This is a genomic window from Helicobacter marmotae, assembly GCF_003364255.1.
Taxonomy (GTDB): domain Bacteria; phylum Campylobacterota; class Campylobacteria; order Campylobacterales; family Helicobacteraceae; genus Helicobacter_C; species Helicobacter_C marmotae.
Genome location: NZ_NXLR01000002.1, coordinates 164,193 through 182,555 on the forward strand (window position 1 = coordinate 164,193; position 18,363 = coordinate 182,555).

At 38.7% G+C, this 18,363-nt stretch carries 17 protein-coding genes and 1 tRNA gene; 13 read left to right on the forward strand and 5 right to left on the reverse strand.

Annotated elements, in window-relative coordinates:
• Window positions 1–12: 12 nt before the first annotated feature.
• Window positions 13–1,401: a DUF3373 family protein gene (locus tag CQA63_RS02130; RefSeq protein WP_104699076.1), complete on the reverse strand. Its 1,389-nt coding sequence runs from the start codon at window positions 1,399–1,401 to the stop codon at window positions 13–15.
• A gap of 209 nt (window positions 1,402–1,610) precedes the next feature.
• On the opposite strand from CQA63_RS02130, the gene CQA63_RS02135 reads away from it, so the two are divergent.
• Window positions 1,611–2,183 (forward strand): adenylate kinase, encoded by a 573-nt coding sequence (locus CQA63_RS02135; RefSeq protein WP_104699077.1) that lies wholly within the window; start codon window positions 1,611–1,613, stop codon window positions 2,181–2,183.
• Here CQA63_RS02135 and CQA63_RS02140 read toward each other — a convergent pair.
• The gene (locus CQA63_RS02140) at window positions 2,180–2,971 is read right to left on the reverse strand and encodes a histidinol-phosphatase (RefSeq protein WP_104699078.1); all 792 of its coding nucleotides are present in this window, start codon (window positions 2,969–2,971) and stop codon (window positions 2,180–2,182) included. The genes CQA63_RS02135 and CQA63_RS02140 overlap by 4 nt on opposite strands.
• Before the next feature lie 132 nt (window positions 2,972–3,103).
• Between CQA63_RS02140 and CQA63_RS02145 the strand changes: the two genes are divergently transcribed.
• From CQA63_RS02145 to CQA63_RS02170, 6 genes are read left to right on the forward strand one after another with little or no spacing between them, the layout of a single operon-like run.
• Entirely contained in the window at window positions 3,104–3,562 is a 459-nt protein-coding gene (locus tag CQA63_RS02145; RefSeq protein ID WP_233706526.1) for an META domain-containing protein, read from the forward strand.
• Between the two features lie 27 nt (window positions 3,563–3,589).
• The gene (locus tag CQA63_RS02150; RefSeq protein ID WP_104699079.1) at window positions 3,590–4,183 is read left to right on the forward strand and encodes a YigZ family protein; all 594 of its coding nucleotides are present in this window, start codon (window positions 3,590–3,592) and stop codon (window positions 4,181–4,183) included.
• A gap of 59 nt (window positions 4,184–4,242) precedes the next feature.
• Window positions 4,243–5,268 (forward strand): aspartate-semialdehyde dehydrogenase, encoded by a 1,026-nt coding sequence (locus CQA63_RS02155; protein WP_104699080.1) that lies wholly within the window; start codon window positions 4,243–4,245, stop codon window positions 5,266–5,268.
• 21 nt (window positions 5,269–5,289) lie between these two features.
• Window positions 5,290–6,312: a uroporphyrinogen decarboxylase gene (gene hemE / locus CQA63_RS02160; protein ID WP_104699081.1), complete on the forward strand. Its 1,023-nt coding sequence runs from the start codon at window positions 5,290–5,292 to the stop codon at window positions 6,310–6,312.
• Between the two features lie 4 nt (window positions 6,313–6,316).
• On the forward strand, window positions 6,317–6,901 hold the full coding sequence (locus CQA63_RS02165; protein WP_104699082.1) for a pyridoxamine 5'-phosphate oxidase family protein: 585 nt from the start codon (window positions 6,317–6,319) through the stop codon (window positions 6,899–6,901).
• A 35-nt stretch (window positions 6,902–6,936) separates the two neighbouring features.
• Entirely contained in the window at window positions 6,937–8,862 is a 1,926-nt protein-coding gene (locus CQA63_RS02170; protein ID WP_104699083.1) for a DUF1561 family protein, read from the forward strand.
• 15 nt (window positions 8,863–8,877) lie between these two features.
• On the opposite strand, the gene CQA63_RS02175 is transcribed toward CQA63_RS02170, so the two are convergent.
• Window positions 8,878–8,953 (reverse strand) — tRNA-Val (locus CQA63_RS02175).
• 689 nt (window positions 8,954–9,642) lie between these two features.
• Between CQA63_RS02175 and gltS the strand changes: the two genes are divergently transcribed.
• Window positions 9,643–10,881, forward strand: coding sequence for a sodium/glutamate symporter (gene gltS, locus CQA63_RS02180; RefSeq protein ID WP_267891909.1), 1,239 nt, complete (start codon window positions 9,643–9,645; stop codon window positions 10,879–10,881).
• Here the strand turns inward: gltS and CQA63_RS02185 are convergent.
• A complete protein-coding gene (locus CQA63_RS02185) occupies window positions 10,841–12,328 on the reverse strand; it encodes a glycosyltransferase family 39 protein (protein ID WP_115511815.1) in 1,488 nt (495 codons plus the stop codon). The genes gltS and CQA63_RS02185 overlap by 41 nt on opposite strands.
• A gap of 258 nt (window positions 12,329–12,586) precedes the next feature.
• Between CQA63_RS02185 and CQA63_RS02190 the strand changes: the two genes are divergently transcribed.
• The gene (locus CQA63_RS02190) at window positions 12,587–13,345 is read left to right on the forward strand and encodes a class I SAM-dependent methyltransferase (RefSeq protein ID WP_104699087.1); all 759 of its coding nucleotides are present in this window, start codon (window positions 12,587–12,589) and stop codon (window positions 13,343–13,345) included.
• Here the strand turns inward: CQA63_RS02190 and CQA63_RS02195 are convergent.
• Complete coding sequence (locus CQA63_RS02195; RefSeq protein WP_104699088.1) at window positions 13,342–13,851, reverse strand: DUF4149 domain-containing protein; 510 nt, start codon at window positions 13,849–13,851, stop codon at window positions 13,342–13,344. The genes CQA63_RS02190 and CQA63_RS02195 overlap by 4 nt on opposite strands.
• A gap of 17 nt (window positions 13,852–13,868) precedes the next feature.
• On the opposite strand from CQA63_RS02195, the gene CQA63_RS09695 reads away from it, so the two are divergent.
• From CQA63_RS09695 to CQA63_RS10155, 4 genes are all read left to right on the forward strand, one after another.
• Window positions 13,869–14,030, forward strand: a complete 162-nt coding sequence (locus CQA63_RS09695) for a hypothetical protein (RefSeq protein ID WP_170128356.1) — start codon at window positions 13,869–13,871, stop codon at window positions 14,028–14,030.
• Between the two features lie 273 nt (window positions 14,031–14,303).
• Entirely contained in the window at window positions 14,304–15,725 is a 1,422-nt protein-coding gene (locus tag CQA63_RS02200; RefSeq protein WP_233706530.1) for a CDP-glycerol glycerophosphotransferase family protein, read from the forward strand.
• Window positions 15,719–17,824 carry a YidC/Oxa1 family membrane protein insertase gene (locus CQA63_RS02205; protein WP_244916257.1) on the forward strand — a complete coding sequence of 702 codons (2,106 nt, stop codon included), beginning with the start codon at window positions 15,719–15,721 and terminating at the stop codon, window positions 17,822–17,824. Before CQA63_RS02200 ends, CQA63_RS02205 begins: the two co-directional genes overlap by 7 nt.
• Complete coding sequence (locus CQA63_RS10155; RefSeq protein WP_158655523.1) at window positions 17,821–18,351, forward strand: hypothetical protein; 531 nt, start codon at window positions 17,821–17,823, stop codon at window positions 18,349–18,351. The genes CQA63_RS02205 and CQA63_RS10155 overlap by 4 nt, the downstream gene beginning before the upstream one ends.
• The last annotated feature ends 12 nt before the right edge of the window (window positions 18,352–18,363 follow it).

Consider the following 18,363-nt stretch of genomic DNA (forward strand, 5'->3'; position numbering starts at 1 on the left):
ACTCCTTATGTTTTAGAATCGCAAAATATACGCAAGGGCGATATTTTGATTAACTTCATTTACCGCATTTGTTGCCATAGGGATAAGTGGGGTAGCATAATCAAGTATTTGTCTTGTATAGCTTAGGCGGAAAAATTGATTTAAATCAAGCTGCCAAATTGCATACACATCATGCACGCTACCGCGGGTATTTCTAAAGTTGAATGGGTCATTAATACTTACGCGAGAGAACGCATACCAATATTTGCTTCCCTTGAAGTATTCATAACCAATTTTGAAATATGAACCAAAGTCATATCTTAAGCCCGCATGCACTGCCCAGCCATTTTCTTCAGCAAATAGCCTACCTAAAGGAGATTGTGTTGTAGTGCCTGAAGCAGAAGTTTGATATGTGAGGGCATCCGCATTACTTCCTTTGTAATAGCTCCCAGATACAAACCAATTTAGCCCTGTGCCAAGGAGTTTGTCATTTTCTAAATGGATATTAACATATTGCATATCACCTGCGTTTTGAGTGCTTGCTCCAGAGACGGTGGTCGTTTGGTTTTGTGCGGACAAGGCTTGTTGAGCAAGAGCTCTCATTGATGTTCCCGGAATAGTGTAATTTGCAAGGTTAATGTAAGTTAGCATAAAAAGGCTCTTCCCAAAACTTCTTGGCAAAAATGCTGTTTCAAACGCACCAAAGATGAGATTCGCATCGGCTGCGTCTTTTGTGCCAAAAATATCGCCCGCAGCACTATTGCCCGTAATATTAAATGATTGATACACTTTCGAGAATCCCACGCGTAAAGCCGCATTCGTATAAGGCTTTAAAGTGAAAACCGCTCCGTCACCTAGCGCATTTACTGCTAAGGCAGGATAGGTGCTCATACGAGCTGAACCATTGCGGAGATTTGATCCGGGTCCATCAGTTCCGGGGAGTCTCCCAAGCGTGAGGGCGGCATATTGCCCCATATAAATATCTACATACGCTCTTTCTACATATAGAGCGCTTGCCCCACCTATGGCACGCCCTGCGTCAAGTGAGCCGATAACTGGGGTCATAAATTCCAAATCACCAAAGGCTTTTGTCATTGATAGCCTTCCAGTGAATTTTGTGTATTTATTAATATCTGCATTCATATTGAGGTAAAGTCCCATCATCCAGCGGTTGTTATAGCTTGTTTTTGTGCCCGCACTTTTGTTGTTAAGTGTAGCATTATGGACAGAAGTATTAAATTCTAAACCAAATTTCACTTTATTAAGCGTTGCGGCAAGTTCATTCATATCAACGCGTTCATTGATTTCATCTAAATCTTTTTCAAGTTGTCCTACTCTTTGTTCGATGCTAGCAGCCATTGCAGAAGAAGAGAGAAGTAGTAGCCCCCCCCCTAGTGTCGCTATGAGTTTGTTCTGTGTCATTGATACTCCTTTACCTGTTTTTATTGATTTTGAGGGATAGCATTATCTAAATTTTTTGCTTTAAGATTACTAAAAATATGCGTTATGAGATAAGAAGTTTTGTGCAAAATCTTTATGGAAAAATGTATATTTTCTTATAAGTTTATATAGATTATAATCTAGCTTGCTTTAAGCGAATCCCGCATATCCACAAATCTAAAGGAGTAAGAATGAAAAAGTTGTTTTTAATTATTGGTGCGCCCGGTTCAGGTAAAACGACAGACGCACAGCGCATAGCCCAAAATAATGCAGAGAGCATTGTGCATTATTCTACTGGGGATTTATTACGCGATGAAGTGGCAAGCGGAAGTGAGCAAGGTAAGATTATTGATAGCTTTATTAGTAAAGGGAATCTGGTGCCACTTGATATTGTGGTTGGTACGATTGTAAATGCCATAAGCAACGCACCTAAGGATATAATTATCATTGATGGTTATCCCCGCAGTGTAGAGCAGATGAAAGCTTTAGATGAAAAGCTCAAATCACAATCCCAAGTGCAGCTTGTGAGTGTGATAGAGGTGCAAGTAAGCCAAGAAGTCGCACGGGATAGAGTTTTAGGGCGAGCTAGAGGGGCAGATGATAATGTAGAGGTATTTAATAATCGTATGAATGTATATACCCAGCCGCTTAAAGAAATACAAGCATTTTATAATCAAGCTAAAGTCCTCCATGCCATTAATGGCGAACGTAGCATTGAGGCGATAGTAAGTGAAATGGAATCTTTTATCAAAAGCAAGATTTAATCAAACTTTACACAAATGGCTTGTTTTTGCCTAAAGTAGCTTATATGGCTATAGCCCACGCTTTTAGCTAATTTGCACAAGGAGTCATATTTATATCCTACTTGCTCTATGCTATGGGCGTCTGAACCAAAGGTAATGCCAATCCCTTTTTTATAGGCTTTTTCAAGTATGAATGGAGCGGGATAGCATTCATTGATAGGTTTGCGCCACCCAGCGGAGTTAAGCTCAATCACAAGATGATTATCAGCTATAGCCTCTAAGGTGAGGTCGAGGTTGCGTATTTGCGAGGGGGGCAGGGTATGCCCAAAAAGTTTAAGTAAATCTAAATGCCCTACGATTTGAAATAGCCCAGTTTGTGCCATTGAAGTAATAGAATGGAGATAATCACTCCAGCATTGTTCCATATCGCGTTTGGCATATTCCCCAATAAAGGCGGGATTATCAAATCCCCAAGTATCCAAAAAATGCACCGAACCAATGAGATAATCAAAAGGATAGTCAAAAATGGCAGATTCTATTAAATCTTCTCTGTGTAATATATAATCTACTTCTAGGGCAGATAGAATATGTATGTGCTCTCTAAAGGATTCTTTTAGCTCCATAATGTGCTGATAATAGTGGGCTAATTGCTTTTTATCCATGCGATATTTTTCATCAAATGCCATAGGCGCATGGCAGGAAAACCCAAAGACATCAATACCTAAAGCGATAGCACGTTTAATGTATTCTTCCATAGTGCCTGTAGCGTGATTACAAAGTGTTGTGTGGTTGTGCAAATCAATGTGCATAATAGCGCCTTAAGTTCATTAGAGTTTGGGGGTTGGGGTTTGTTTGTAAAGGAATTCTATAATGCTTTGCTTATAAATGGCTTAGAATGCAAATGACTTTAGTAATCGAGGATAGCACCAAAGGATGGCAGCGTGAAATCTGTATTGAAAATTGTATGTTTAAACCTTATGGCATTAGTATTGATGAGTGCTTGTTTTGTGGATTTAGTACGAAAGGAGAATCAAGAGATTCTCTTAGCAGATGAAAAGCAGTGGCGCGTGTATAAATTTGTCTTGCAAGATGGACGCACATTTATACCTATATGGCAGGATACACAGGCGACAATGAGCTTTGATGTAGATGAGAATAGAATCTTTGGTATTAATATATGTAATAATTATTTTGCGACCTTTGCGATTAAGGGTACAAAGCTTACTATCAGCCATAGTGGCTCTTCTCGCCGTATATGCACCCCAAGTGAAAGCCAAGAGTTTCAATTCCACTTTTTGCAAAATTTAGAGGGGGAGTTTATCGTGCGTAAAGATATACATAATGATCAAATGCGACTAGAGGGCAAAAATGCGACATATTACCTCAAGCTGATTTCATAATTTCAAGGCAAGTATTATTCAAATATTATGAAAACCCTCATTTCTCAAGCGGAAGGTTATTTTGAAGTGAAAGGTTCAAAATTTTTAAGCTTCCTTGTTCCTTTTAGTGCGTTTAGTGAATGTCTTGCCTTGTCGCGCAGCAAACATCCCAAAGCCGTGCATTTTGTCTCTGCAAGTAGATACATCAATGAACATAACCAAATCATAGAATCTTTTGATGATGATAGAGAGCCTAAGGGCAGTAGCGGTATGCCAAGTCTTAATGTTTTGCGTGGGGAGGAGCTTATCAATGTGGCAGTTATTATCGTGCGCTATTTTGGCGGGCAGTTACTCGGGGTAGGTGGGCTTGTTAGAGCTTATACATCTGCTACTCAAAATGTTATAGAAACTGCCAAGATTCGGGGCTTATTGCATACTTTTAGTAAGCATAAAAGCATAAGTTTAGAACTTGCGTATAATAAAATTTCTCAATGTGAATATAAAGCAAAACAATTAGGCTTAAGTGTATATAAAGATGAGTTTTTAGCTGATGTTGTGAGGCTTAGGATAGAGGGAGAGGAGAGTGCGATAGAATCATTCTCTCAAGAGCTTTTAAAGGCTTATGGGCTAATTATCCATTAATTGAATAATACTTGCTACACTCTGGGGCTTTATATAGAGATAGAGATAAAGGATTGGTTTTGAAAAAATATATTGTGGGTGTTGTCGGTGCGAGTGGAGCTGTTGGCGAAGAAATTTTTAGAGTTTTGGAGGAATGTGAATTCCCCATTGAGCGCGTTGTGCCATTGGCAAGTGAGCGCAGTGTAGGTAAAGAGATAGCATTTAAGGGCGAAAAGCATAAGATTTTGCAAACTACAGATGAAGTATTTGCACAAGAGGGTGTGGAGATTGCTTTTTTTTCAGCAGGGGGTAAGGTAAGTGAGCAATACGCTCCAAGTGCTGCAAAAGCTGGAGCATTGGTGATTGATAACACTAGTCATTTCCGCATGGATAATGATGTACCTCTTGTTGTGCCTGAGGTGAATCCTGAAGATATTGAAAAATGGCAAAAGAGGGGCATTATCGCTAATCCCAATTGCTCAACGATACAAATGGTGCATATTTTAGCCCCTTTGCATAAGGCTTTTGGTATCAAACGTGTAGATGTCAGCACATATCAAGCTGCAAGTGGTGCGGGCAAACGCGGTATGGAAGAGCTGGTTATGCAAATGCAGGCGTTTTTTGCCTTTAAACTTGATGAAAGTGAGCCTGAAGTCTTCCCTCATCGTTTGGCACTCAATGTGATTCCTCATATTGATGTATTTATGCCTAATGACTACACAAAAGAAGAAATGAAAATGATTAATGAAACGCATAAAATTATGCATGCTTCCTTTCCTGTGAGTGCAACTTGTGTGCGTGTGCCTATTTTACGCAGCCATAGTGAATCTATTAGTATTGCATTTGAGGGCGAGATTGATGTAAAAAAGGTGCGTGAGATACTCTCTCAAGCTCCTAGTGTTGTGCTTTATGATGAGCCAGCACGCAAGCGTTATCCTATGCCTAGCTTTGTGAGTGAGACAGACCAAACTTATGTAGGGCGCATACGTAGAGATAATTTTGATAAACATATTTTACATTTATGGTGCGTAGCAGACCAAATACGCGTAGGTGCGGCTACAAATGCCGTGCGTATTGCACAAAAATGGATAGAAATGCAAGATTGATGAAGTATTAAAGGGAAGAGAATGATTTTTATAGATGCGTGTTTTGCTAAACCCACTCCTTATACGCCTATATGGCTTATGCGCCAAGCTGGAAGATATTTAAGCGAATATAAACAAACAAGAGCAAAGGCGGGGAGCTTTCTTAACTTGTGTAAGAATGTCTCACTTGCAAGTGAGGTAACGCTCCAACCTGTGGAAATACTTGATGTAGATGCCGCTATTGTATTTAGCGATATTTTAGTCTTACCTATGGAAATGGGCTTGCCTTTAGCATTTCTAGCGGGTGAGGGACCGCATTTCAAACACACAATCAGTACTTTAAATGATGTGAAAAACCTCCAAAGTGGGGCTTATAAAAAACTAGATTATGTGTATGATACTTTAAGTCAAGTCCGCGCTCATTTAGATAAGCAAAAGGCATTGATAGGATTCTGTGGTTCTCCTTGGACTTTGGCAACTTATATGATAGAAGGGCAAGGGAGTAAAACTTATGCAAAAAGCAAATCTATGCTTTATAGAGAGCCACAAGTACTAAAGGCACTTTTAGAATCTTTAACCGAAGAATTAAAGCTCTACTTAGAGGGGCAGATTCGCGCAGGGGCAAATGCTGTGCAGATTTTTGATAGTTGGGCAAGTGCGCTTGAATGCAGCGCATATATGGAATTTAGCTGGCATTATATGAAAGATATTGCCCATTATATTAAAAGCAAATATCCACATATCCCTGTGATACTTTTCCCTAAGGGGATAGCGGGGTATTTAGATAAAATTAATGGGGATTTTGATGTTTTTGGTGTGGATTGGGGCACGCCTATGGAGCTTGCTAAGGAGAAGCTAGGGGGTAAATATGTCCTGCAGGGGAATTTAGAACCATCGCGATTATATGATAGGGAATCTATGGAAAAAGGGGTTGATGAGATTATTGCCATTATGGGCAAAAAGGCAGGGCATATCTTTAATTTAGGGCATGGTATGCTCCCTGACTTACCGCGTGAGAATGCCATTATGCTTGTAAAAATGCTAAAAGAAAAGACCAAACGTTAAAGATATGAGAAGGAAAGATTTTGCCATAGATGATATAGCGGTTATTGAAGAGTTTTTATCGCGGATTGAATTTGGAGTTTTAGCCATACCTGATGATTTAGCTCCTTATGCTGTCCCTATAAGCTTTTGTTTTAAGGATAGTGCAATTTATTTCCACGGGGCAAAGGCAGGACGCAAATACGAGCTTTTAAAGAGAGAGCCTAGAGTGAGCTTTAGTGCTTCAAAGCCTTATGCTTACATACCTTCTAGCTTTTTAAATCACACTATGATACCCACACAATTTTTCTTTAGCATTTTTATCGAGGGTAAGTTTGAAGTGGTGGAGGATTTAGCTAAAAAGAAAGCCATGCTTGAAGCTTTGGTGCAAAAATACGAGCATAGAGACATTTCTATGGAAGCAGAGCAGTTTAAAAACCATGAAAAAGGTGTCTTTGCAGGGGTGCTCAAGGTAGAATCTCTAAGCGCAAAGGCAAAATTTGGGCAAAATATGAGTGAGAAAGACATAGAAAGCATTTGTGAGGATTTGGCAAAGCGGGGAGAAAGGCTTGATTTTGAAACGATTAAGCTTATAAGGAATTTTAGAGTTTAGCGTGTGCTGGTATAGAATCTTATTAAGGATACTGAATGAAAAAATCTTGTGCATTTTTTGCTAGCCTTTTATGTGGGCTTTCTCTTATAGCTTGCAGCACAAATGCTAAAATTTTGCTCAAACAAGACAGCCCCTCTTCTTCTGCTAAACTTGCAGATAAGCCCAAAGATAGGGCGATTAAGATAATCACACATGATAAATATGAGCTTTGCTATATACCGACTTTTTCAATCGGAGCGGAGCATTACTCTTATGTGGGGATTTTAAATTGTGCCCTGAGTGAGGCAAAAAGTGCGAGATATGATGTCTTCTCGCGTTTGGCATATAATATCTCTAATACTTGGCTATGTATCACTGCTCCAAGTTCTGTGCAGACAGGCTTAAGGGAATATGATTATGTGCAGCTTAGTCCTTGTGTGATTAATGATAATAAGCAGCAGTGGAAGCTTAAAAATGGCTCATTTTATAGCCTTGATGAAAGCTATATGATTAAAGATGATGGCTCTTATCTCTATGCTGTTTGGAGCAAGGATAAGGAATTTCATACTCATACCTTGCATGATTCTATGCAGTCATGGCAGGAGACTTTAGCTACGCCCGGAAATATTTCTATTGTTACTTATATTGCTTGGGATTTGATGACTAAAGATGGTAATCAAAGATATTTTCTTAAAAACAATCAAAGCGATAAAAACACCATGCCCTTATACTATAACATCGAAAGCGGGCATATCGCTCAATATGATGCATTGGGCGGGGCTTTGTATTGTATGTATTCAAAAATTGGCAAGAATGATTGGGATTGGGTAGAGTGGGGGCTGTGCGATGATTCTAAACCTCCGCTTGATAATAAAGCCTTTTTTAAATTCGTGCTTGTGGGTGAGAATAAAGTGAGGATTGAAGATAAAGATAATAATGTCCTAAGGCTCACAAGATATGGGATTCATTGGGGTGTGCCTTATGTCGCTAAAAAAGACTATATAGCCAAAGATACAAGCAATGCCCCTATATCGGAATTTAGCATTCCCCAAGAAACAAGTGATTGGTTGCGTTTTAGCTTAGCCAATATAGGTGAGAATCTACCCTTTTGTCCTGCTCCTGGGAGCGTGAGTGTACAAAATCCTCCTTTAGTGCCTGATTTTAGTTTAACCCCGCAATGGAGGCAAAGGCTTATGGATATTGCTAGATCAAATGATGGCACTATGGGGCATATTAGCGGTGTGTGCGGAGTGTGTTTGCTCCATACTTATCAAATCCTTGCTGAAATCCTTGAAAACCCTCATAATCCTCGAAGTAGCGGGGGGTATTTCTTTGATACAAGGATGGGGATAGACCCATTTGTAAGCTTTCGAGCGCGGAATTCTCTACTTTATGGGAGTTTAAGCGATATGATGTCTTGGTTTGCTCCACCCACACCAAGAAGCTATGATGATACTTCACGAAATACCCTAAGTCTTGCTTTGGCAACGTCTATTTCTATGCTGCCTCAATACAATTGGAGTATTTTTGCCTATGCAAATACGCAAGCTCAAATTAACGCTACCTTTCAAAATATGATAAACGCCCAGCCCGGCAATGTGTTTATTGTCTTGCCTATTTCTATTACACCAGAGGGGCGCTTTGTCGGGCATGCTTTGGCGATGATAAGGCTTAATCAAGGCTTAGTCATACTTCCTACGAATATGGCTACACTTACGCCAGCAACTTTTAATATAATCACTACGCCTCTTAATGATGTTTCCTCACTTTTACAAATTTTCACTCAAATTGCCTCTGTGCCGCACGCACGTGTTTTAAATGTCGGAGTATTGAATGCAAATACTTTCTATCACAATAGCTTTGAGGACTTTGTTTCGGTAGCTAATTGCACAGGCGAGGGGGAAGATAGAAGAGGAAGTGCAAGTTTGCCGAGCGCAAGTTTTGTTAATCAATGCGCTTCAGGGAGATGTCATACTTTTTAGGGAATATTTAAGAAGTGGTGATCACGACTGGACTTGAACCAGCGACCACTACCATGTCAAGGTAGTGCTCTACCAACTGAGCTACGCGATCAAATATGCAGGATTAAGGCTAGCAGGATTAGAGGTGGATTGTATCTTAAGTTTATTTAACTTTTCTTAAATTATTTTTGTGGGTTAGACTCATTGTCATTCTGAGGCGCGAGCCGAAGAATCTCTGTGGGCTTTCTAGTAGATAAGGGAGATTCTTCGCTCTAGCGTTGCCTTCCCGCAAGAGGCGACAAACTCACTCCCCTTGTGTGTAAGCTACATTCTTGCACAAAAAGACATGCAATATACACTAAACATTTTGCAAGATTTTGCTATCACTCTGCTTTATTGTGGGCGTTTGGGTGGCAAATCTGCTTAAAGGGCATATATTAGAATGGAGTTAAAATAAATGGAATATGATAAGGCATTATCACATTCATAAAGGAGTAGATTATGTTGCAAAAATTAATCCAAATATGTTTCCTTATCGCATGTTTATTACTCACCTCATATGCTCAAAGTGTGCAAAATAGCGCAGATATATGCAAAGATTCTCCCCTAGATTCTGTATTTTCATGGGCAAATGACTATATTATTACACAAGATTCTCCACTTTATAGCGCACCTATACAAGGCTGCAATTTACCTACTGAACTCAAAAAAGGAAGTGAAATTAAAGTGCTATCAGGCAATGATAAGTTTTTGCTTATTCAATTCCAAGAGCCCTCTAATGGAGCGATAACACAAGGCTATATTCAAGCAGATTCTGCAAGGCTTAAGGCATTTAGCTTTGATTTTTATTTTACACTTGTGTGTATGGTATTTGTACTCCTTTTAGGACGTTATATTATTTCTAAAACCAAGATTTTGCAAGATTATAATATCCCCGAGCCTGTTGTGGGAGGTATTTTGGTGGCTTTGTTGATTTTATGTATTTATCAATTTTTTCATATTGAATGCAAGTTTGATACTTCTTTGAAAGACCCGCTTATGCTTGCCTTTTTCTCATCTATTGGCTTAAGTGCGGATTTTGCCTCACTCAAAAAGGGCGGGAGAATGCTAGTTATTTTCCTCCTTGTAGTTACTTGTTTGCTTTTTTTACAGAATTTTATTGGCGTAGGTGTAAGCTACATTATGGGGCAAAGCCCCTTACTTGGTATGCTGGGGGGTAGCATTACTATGAGTGGAGGGCATGGCACAGGAGCCGCATGGGCGGATATTTTTAAGGCTAGTCCTTATAATTTTGGTGCTGCTACTGAAGTGGCTCTTGCTTGCGCGACTTTTGGGCTTGTTATGGGTGGGCTTGTTGGTGGTCCTACAGCGCGTTATTTGATTAAGAAATATAATCTTAATATCCCGGGCAAAGAGCATAATGATGATAATCCCCATGGCTTTGAAACCCCTACCAAAGAGCGACTTATCACGCCTATAAGTTTTGTAGAATCTTTGGCATTAATTGCGCTTTGTTTGTTGATAGGGACATTGCTTAATGATTTGAGTAAAAATATCTTCCCGGGCTTTAATCTCCCTACATTTGTGTATTGCCTTTTTGTGGGCGTAGTGTTACGTAATGGCTTGAGTATGTTAAATATTCATCAAGTGTTTGATAGAGAGGTTTCTGTGCTAGGGAATGTCTCTCTTTCACTTTTCCTTGCTTTTGCGATGATGACGCTTAATCTCTGGGAGCTTTGGGCATTAGCCTTGCCGATGATTGTTATTTTGAGCGCACAGGGCTTGTGTATGGTGCTTTTTGCTATATTTGTTACTTTTAGATTCTGCGGGAGGGATTATGATGCTGCGGTGCTTGCTGCGGGGCATTGTGGGTTTGGTTTAGGGGCTACGCCTACAGCTATGGTAAATATGCAAACGGTTACCTCTCATTATGGACCAAGCCATATGGCATTTATCATCGTGCCTTTAGTGGGAGCGTTTTTTATTGATTTGATTAATGCTATTGTGATTCAAAGTATGTTGCAGCTTCTTCCGCTATAGCTTTCCCCTCCTTTAGCCTTGTTGGGGGAGATTTTTGCACGACAATAGCACCATTAAAGAAGAGAATCTCATAGCCATCGCTAATGCCATACTTATGCAAGAATACTTTTATGCGTGAGAAATTTACATCATTTTCTGCAGCAGTGCTAAGGAGTATTAAATCACAATGCTCTTGCATAAGAGGCATTTCTATGGCTTCAAATTGTGGTAAATACCGCGTGTATGCTATCCAGCCTACAGGTAATTTGCACACCTTAGGGTCAAAATGTGCAGCGATATATGCGCTTGCTTGTGCGAGATCTTCTTTGTGGTATTTTGTGCTTATATATGCTCCATGCAATGCAAGAATTATAATAAGCCCAAACACGATATATGCCAAATAACGCTTAAAGCTAAGAAGCATAGAGGCTATTAAAAGATATATGAGTGGATAAATTTCCATAAAATATCGCTGCGTCATCGTTTGGGAAATGCAAGTAAATATCAAAGTAACACAGAGTAATTCTAAAATAATCATATAGGCAAAGACAAAGAGCTTTTTATATGGTGCTAAACCCTTTTGCTTTAAGCAGATAATGCCAAGAATGATTACAAAAGCCCAGCCAAACTTACCCAAAGCAGAGAGGAGGGTAGAAAAAAGCAGAAAATATATACTTCCCTTATATGTCCATTCACTATCTATGCGATACAAAAAGCCTCCATAGATATGGTGAATGCTAACCCAAAGAATCCCTACGAGAGCACTCAAGCCAAAACATATAAAAAACGCATAAAAATTTGACTTCAGATGATATGAGTGAATGAGCGCTAATATCCCTGTGCAAAAGACAAATACATAGGCATAATAATGCGTTAAAACCATACCAACCGCACATATAAAAATACCTACAAAATACCACATTTTATGTTTGAGCTCTAATGCGCCGCGCATAGATTCAAAAACAAGATATAAAAGTATGCAATAAATACTTGCTAGAGAGAGGAGCATAGCGTAATTACGGCATTCTTGTGCGTAGTATATGGTATTTGGTGCGAGCAAGAAGAGCAGAGTATATACCAAAGCAAGAATCTTGTAATGATGTTTATAAAGGAGGAGATAGCTTATAAGTGCGCCAAAGAGTATCCACAATGTGCTAAAAAAACGCAAAGTAAAGTCAGAATAACCCAAATAATGTGCATAAATCTTAAGACAAAGATTGTATAAAAATGGGTGATTATCATCTAAAATAATGCGCCAAAAACGAGAAAAATCCCATGCGTTTTTTATAGAAGAATTATCTTCGCCCCCCCCCCCCCCTATAGAATATACGCTAAATGCTTCATCTCCCCAGAAAGATTCACGATTGATATTCCATAACACAATGCACAAAAAGATGCTTATTCCAAGCGATAAAATAAGGAGTGAGAGAGATAAACTCTTGCTATTTTTAACTTGCTTTGTATTCATTTATCCTTATCTCCTTAATTTTTATCCTTAAGTTTTATAGGTTAGGTAAGTATATCATAAATGTGTCATTAGCTTATAAAGTGCTATTATTTTGTATTTTAAATATTCAATAAGGAGAAGTTGTGCAAATAAAACCTTCATACATTAAAGATGGGATAGTGTATTTCACTCCCCTTACTTCTGCCCCCCCCCCAGTTAAATAATCCATCTTTTTGCTTAGATTCTACTATTTCTACGAGTTACTTTCCGCTTGAGGGTATGGATATGCTTTATTTGGCTGAAAATCAGCATTTTTGGCATATTGCAAGGCGCAAATATATTTATGAGAAAGTGAGCTCTATGCTTACTAAACTCTATGGTGATAATTTTAAAAATGTGCATATACTTGATGTAGGAGCTGGCACAGGGAGTGTTACAAGGCATTTTCTTAATCAAGGCTTTTGCAATATTGCCATAGGAGAGATACACCCACAAGGCTTAGAATATGCCAAAACTTATGGCATAGAAAAGCTTTATTGTATGGATTTGCTTGATGTGCCATTTAGTAATGAATTTGATTGTATTTTTGCATTTGATGTTATAGAGCATATTGAAGATGATAAAGCGGCTATTAAGAATATGCAATCTATGCTAAAAAGTAATAGCAAAAGTCTTTTGTGTTTAAGTGTCCCGGCACATAAATGGCTGTGGAATGCCCATGACTGCCTTGTACATCATAAAAGGCGCTATACAAAGGCTACTCTTGCAAATGTGCTTCACTCATGTGGGCTAAAGATACAAGTTTTACAATATTTCTTTGTAAGTATAACCCCGCTTTTGTATTTGAGGGCGTTGCTTAATCCAGCCCATAAGGCTAGCTCTTTGGCTAAAACAAAGGAATTACGCGATGTACCACCACCTAAGATTATAAATAATGCTTTGCTTGGGATTTGTGCTGTGGAAAATTATATTTGTCATACTTTGAGGTTAAGCCCGCCTTTTGGGGGCTCATTATTTGCTATTGCGAGTAGGGCTTAGCTTTGTGCAGGGCGAGTAGTGAGAATCCCTCTCCATAAAGCAGCTATGCTTAAGCTAAAAAGCAGAATCTTAAAGACCATTTCACTTTGCTTGTGCATAGATTCAAATGCGGCACTACCCACGAGCTCTGAATGTTGTGCATCTAAAATATATGGTGTGTAATAGAGTGTGAAAAGGAAGATTAAAATTACATTAATCCCCCCAAGCAAGAGCCAAAATCTCCTTTGCTTCGAGTTGGCAAAATGCCTTACAAAAAGAAAGCTTGCAATCTCATAGATAATAATAGCTATGGCGAGAAAATTAAAATATGAATTACATTTTAAAAATATCTGCCCCATAATGGCTCCACTATCGCTGATACTTAAATGCGGGATAAAGCTTGAAGCCTTAAAAATAACGCTAGCAGCAAATGCGCTTGTCATAATGCACCCCACTCCAATGCTAAGCAAGAGAATGTAGATTGCATCAAGTGTATGGAAAGTTTGAGAGAGTTTTTTACTATCCATTTTTTCTCCTTTAATTTTTGATTTTCATTATTATATTTGAAAAATATGAATATTTTTTAACCTTTAAAGCTCTTTGTGAGATTTTAAGAGAGATTCTTCACGCTCAAAGCCTGCAAGAGGCGACAAACTTAGCTGCCCGCAAGGCAATATCTAACCCACAAGATAAAATTACTTCATAAAGGGAAATTAGTTTCTCATCTCTTTGCTCCTTTTAAGGGGTGAAGAATTGCTTTGGAATCTTTAGTAGATAAGAGAGATTCTTTGCTTTCATTTGCTCTCCAAAAGACGTAACAAACTCACTCCCTTTGCATAAGAATATGGCTAGCATTGCCTTTTGGTATTCTCCCTTTCATTCTTTTAAGCATTTTCACATTTAAAGTTTTGTTTTATAATTTACCTCTTGCAAACTTTATATAGAATCTATGGATTCATCTTGCTTATTGGGGTTTATTGTGATTTTACTTAGAGGACTTTTGGTTATTTGCCTCGCACCAAGTGCGGTATTTGCTTATCTTGACCCGGGAAGTGGCTCGCTTTTACTTTCCTCATGTGTGGCGCTTTTTGCTTCATTTGTGTTTTTTGTAAAAAATCTCTTTTATAAGCTTATTGCCATGCCTTTTGGTATTAAGTCTTTAAATATGGGGAAGAACAAAAATTGCTCAATTGTCTTTTATTGCGAGGGGGCACAATATTATGGTACTTTTAAGCCAATCCTTGATGCACTTGATAGCTTCTCTCACCCTTATATGTATTACACCTCTTCTTTGAATGACCCCGCCTTGAAACGTAATGAGCAAGATAGCCATAATATGGGCGAGTTTGTGTATATAGGTGAGGGGAATAAAGCCTATAGCTTTTTAAATGCTTTGCGGGCTGATATTTTTGTGCTAACCACGCCGGGCTTAGATGTTTTGCACATTAAACGCAATAGGGGCGTGGGGCATTATTGCCATGTCGTGCATTCCCTCTCTCCTATGACTTATCGCGTTTTTGGGGTGGATTACTTTGATTCTGTATTGGTGGCAAATGAAGTACAAAGGGATTTTGTACGTAATATAGAATCTGCTCATAATATTAAGCCAAAGCATATAGCTATCACGGGTTCTACTTATTTAGATGAGCTAAGTGTGATTAAAGATTCTATCCCTCCAGTGCAGCAATCAACCAAGGCAGAATCAAGTAGTGCAAAATCAACCAGCACAGAATCAAAAGTGCCAACGATCCTTGTCTCACCCTCTTGGGGCAAGGAAACTTTGCTTAGCAAATATGGAGTAGATTTGCTTTTACCTCTCGCCCAAAGTGGATTTAATATTATCATTCGCCCACATCCGCAAAGCTTCATAAGCCCTGTGGAGAGGGCAAATATAGAGCAGTTGCAAAATGTGCTTTCAAATTTTAGTAATGTAAGCTGGGATAGGGATACTTCTAATGTATATGCCTTTGCAAAGGCTGATTTAATGATTTCTGATTTTTCAAGTGTAATTTTTGATTTTGTGTGCTTGGAGGGCAAGCCTGTGATAAGCATTGATAATGACATGGATTTAAGCGGTTATGATATGGCAGATATACCTAGGGAGGATATTTGGACATTTAAAGCCCTTGAAAAGGTTGGCGGTAGGATAAAGCCAGCAGATTTCCCTCATATAAAAGCACTTTGTGAAAAAGCCTTGCAAGAGAGAGCGAATTTAGCTCAAATCAAGGAGCTTTTATGGCGTTATCCGCATGAGGCGGGCAGAGTTTGTGCATTGGAGCTTATTAAGATTGAACGTGAAATGATAGAGAATAAATTAAAGGCTCATAGCCTCTCTATCGCACGATTAAGGGAACTAGAGAGAATGTTAAATAGGGGTTATCAAAAGGTGAATGTATGCTAAGTGAAGTATTGTATTATGTATTTATTTTTCCTTTAGAGCAGGTGCTTGATTGGAGTATAGGCTTGTTTTATAGTTTTATTGGTAGTTTGGGGGTCAGCATTATTTTACTCTCTTTGTGCGTGAATGGCTTTTTATTAAAACTTTCACTTTTTTTTGATAAAAAAGCCCAAAAGTTTAATGCCCTTAAAAAGAGTTGTGATAGCAAGATTGCTGAGTTTAAGAGGGTTTTTAAAGGTGCAGAGCTAAACTCCTATGTCCGCACACTCTATAAGCAAAGGCATTTTCACCCTATTTATGCTTTAGGTACTCTTGGCGGTTTGGCATTGCAGATACCATTTTTTATCGCTATATATTTGCTTGTAAGCCATGTAGATTACTTCCAAGGTGTGAGTTTTTTATATATCCAAGACTTAAGCAAGCCTGATTCTTTAGGGCATATATCAAGCAAACTTGCTTTTGTGCATTTGCTTCCAGTTGCTATGACCCTTTTAACGCTTGTGAATGTGTTTTATAGTTTTAAAGATAGGGCAGGGCGCATACAAGGGGTATGTATAGCTATTATTTTCCTTATCTTGCTTTATAGTGCGCCGAGTGTGCTTGTGCTGTATTGGACGACTAATGTGCTTTTTAGCTTATGCAAAAGCGTGTGTAAAAATACCTTTTTCTCCCAAACCCCCACTTCTCATTCTTTAACTTCACTTCAGAATGACAATAGAGGCAAGGTTACTAGTGATTCCAAAATTTACCAGCATATCTCTATGCTTGCTATTATCAATATATGCTTTATGATATGTGTTTTTACACCTTTTGCAGTGTATAGCAGTGATGTATCACAATTTGATGCTACCCAGACTCTACATACCCTTTGTGCGCTTTTTGGGATATTTCTTCTCTCTTCATCTTTGCTGATATATCTTTCTAGCTTTTTATATAAGGCTTTTATATTTAAGTTTTCTATGCTTAAGCTTATGAGTTATGGTTTAAGTGTGATTTTATGTATTGGGGTGGTATATACGTTTGTGCTTGTGGGGGATTATGGAGCTATGGATAACTTCATACTCCAAAAACTAAGTTTTGCCAATGCAGAATTAAGAGTGCAAAAATACCTTTATGCTTTCCTTACTTTTATAGGGAGTGTAGGCTTTGTCTTTTTTATGGGTAAAAGGTTAAAGCCCATTATGGGTGTGCTAAGTGTATCTTTAATCGTGCTAAGTAGCGTGTCGTTGTATGCTATTGGCACAGAGAGTAAGACAGAGCAGAATCTCACATATCAAGGCGAGGCTATATCCTATGCGAAAAATGATAAAAATATCGTTATTTTTATGTTAGATGCCTTTAGTGGCTCGCATATGCCCTCTCTTTTGGCGCAATTCCCTGAGTTTAAAACCTCTTTAGATGGCTTTGTGCTTTTTGATAATGCTCTAGCAAGCGGAGATGCGACTTCTTGGAGTGTGCCAGCTATTTTAGGAGGGCGATATTATGCAAATTATAATATCGCCCAAAGAGAGGGTGCGCTATGGGAGCATATGGTAAATGCTTTTAGCAATGTCCCTTTGAGTTTTGCGGAGAATGGATATGATGTTTCTTTATATATGGTGCCACTAGCTATGAATCATAATGCTAAATCAATCAAGCAGCTTACAGGAGAGAAGGTAGAAATCCATGAAAATCAAGATGAGTTTGCGCATTTTTTTATCAATGAGCTTTCTTTGCAAGATTCTTTAATTGAGGCTTTGCATGAGGAGAAGCATTATGAGATAATCCAACTCTCTAGTTTTGGGCTATTTCGCTTCTCTCCGGAGCTTTTCTTCCGCCCGCGGATATATAATAATGGTTTTTGGCTTTTTAAAAGTGATGGCTTTGGCTCACACGCCACCAATACAAAACTCGCCCTCGCCTATGCTTCGCGTTTATATGCCCTGACACATTTAGGAGATACCAATGCAAGCAAGCCAACTTTTAAATTTTTCCACACTTTGATGACCCACCCACCATTTGCATTATCTTTTGCTAATAATAAATGTGAATTTTTCGCCAAAGGCAGTGCATGGCAAGATTCACAGGAAGATCCTCTGGGGGGGGGGGGGGTATCTCTATGAGCTATCCTGATGATTTAGCTGTGAAGAGATATTTTTATCAACACTACGATTCTGAAGCCTGCGCGCTTTCATATCTTGCAGATTATATACAATGGCTAAAGGATAATGATATATATGATAATACCCAGATTATTGTAGTTAGCGATCATAGCGGGGCTGATAGCATAGGATTCCCACTTTCTGTGCCTTATTATGGAGGAGATATACTCTTTATGTTTAAAGATTTTCATGCTAAGGGTAGCTTGAAGCGCGATTCAAGATTAATGGCAGATTTTGATACCGCTAGCATCGTGTGCGATAATCTTAAAGAGGGCTGCCCGCATGTGCCCAAAAATATTCTTAAAACACCTTTAATCCATAGATCTTTAATCCATTCAAAGCCTGATTATAACTATAAAATCAAAGAAGATAATCTCGTGCTTGATAAACTCTATCTTGTCCATGATAATATCTATGATGCTAAGAATTGGCAGGATATTACAGAAGAAGCAAAGCAAGGGCATTTTGACTTTACTCAAATAAAGTAAGCTACAAGGAGA

Bases quoted from the DNA above. Each gene is read 5' to 3' on its own strand.
- CQA63_RS02130 (WP_104699076.1), bottom strand. From the start codon at position 1,401: ATGACACAGAACAAACTCATAGCGACACTAGGGGGGGGGCTACTACTT.
- CQA63_RS02135 (WP_104699077.1), top strand. From the start codon at position 1,611: ATGAAAAAGTTGTTTTTAATTATTGGTGCGCCCGGTTCAGGTAAAACG.
- CQA63_RS02140 (WP_104699078.1), bottom strand. From the start codon at position 2,971: ATGCACATTGATTTGCACAACCACACAACACTTTGTAATCACGCTACA.
- CQA63_RS02150 (WP_104699079.1), top strand. From the start codon at position 3,590: ATGAAAACCCTCATTTCTCAAGCGGAAGGTTATTTTGAAGTGAAAGGT.
- hemE (WP_104699081.1), top strand. From the start codon at position 5,290: ATGATTTTTATAGATGCGTGTTTTGCTAAACCCACTCCTTATACGCCT.
- CQA63_RS02165 (WP_104699082.1), top strand. From the start codon at position 6,317: ATGAGAAGGAAAGATTTTGCCATAGATGATATAGCGGTTATTGAAGAG.
- CQA63_RS02170 (WP_104699083.1), top strand. From the start codon at position 6,937: ATGAAAAAATCTTGTGCATTTTTTGCTAGCCTTTTATGTGGGCTTTCT.
- CQA63_RS02185 (WP_115511815.1), bottom strand. From the start codon at position 12,328: ATGAATACAAAGCAAGTTAAAAATAGCAAGAGTTTATCTCTCTCACTC.
- CQA63_RS02190 (WP_104699087.1), top strand. From the start codon at position 12,587: ATGGATATGCTTTATTTGGCTGAAAATCAGCATTTTTGGCATATTGCA.
- CQA63_RS02195 (WP_104699088.1), bottom strand. From the start codon at position 13,851: ATGGATAGTAAAAAACTCTCTCAAACTTTCCATACACTTGATGCAATC.
- CQA63_RS02205 (WP_244916257.1), top strand. From the start codon at position 15,719: ATGCTAAGTGAAGTATTGTATTATGTATTTATTTTTCCTTTAGAGCAG.
- CQA63_RS10155 (WP_158655523.1), top strand. From the start codon at position 17,821: ATGAGCTATCCTGATGATTTAGCTGTGAAGAGATATTTTTATCAACAC.